The organism is Pseudomonas sp. RA_35y_Pfl2_P32 (assembly GCF_963970735.1).
Taxonomy (GTDB): Bacteria; Pseudomonadota; Gammaproteobacteria; order Pseudomonadales; family Pseudomonadaceae; genus Aquipseudomonas.
In genome coordinates this window covers 1-674 of the sequence record NZ_CAXAQF010000103.1, presented here as the reverse complement: position 1 = coordinate 674, position 674 = coordinate 1, and the positions used below count along the sequence as shown (strand labels likewise).

1 protein-coding gene is annotated in these 674 nt (G+C 57.6%); it reads left to right on the top strand.

The genetic code is table 11. The features are described 5' to 3' along the window. Window positions 1-202: hypothetical protein (locus tag AACY45_RS27300; protein ID WP_339548554.1), on the top strand; the 202-nt coding region annotated here is incomplete at its 5' end. Window positions 203-674 lie beyond the last annotated feature (472 nt).

Here is a 674-nt window from a genome sequence, read left to right as displayed (position 1 = left end):
AGGTCCAGTCGTGAAGTTGCCGGGCTGGGCCTTTGGCGCTCTCACCGGTGTCCTCGCCGTCGCGCTGGGTGCGCTGATCGAAGGCGTCTTCGTCCATCCCTGGCCCGAGGTGCTCCACAACCTGTCGATCAAGACGGCGATCATGGTGCCGGTATTCGCCCTGACCTACCATTTCCTGTTCGGGAGGCAGCGTGGTCACTGATCTCGACACTCTCGTTATCGTCGATGGCATCTGGGCTTGCCGGGCATGATCGGGCGAAACTGGACCAGCAAAAGCGCTGTTGTGCGCTTATCATGCTTGCTGCCTGTGCTCGCCGGCATGGTCCTTCCGGCAATCAGTAGGCGGTTCCACTGGTCGATCGGCATCACACCGAGCTTTGTAATGCTGACGTTGGCTATAGGATGGACCGGTTTCGTCGTCTGGCGAACAACCATGAACGCTCATCAACGCGGCGACTATTTTGGCGATATCGGCCCCTGACACCATGGCGATGCCGTTGGCAGATAATGTGAGCAGGTGATTATGATGGCGAGCAGCGCTGGATGTTGGTGAGCACATTGGCAGATAGCGTGAGCAAATCGTTTTGCTCATTGTCAGATAATCCGAGCAGAAATCCGCTCCGTTTGCGAGCAGATGCCGCTACGTTGGCAAGCGCCTACAGTTAGGGCTGTCA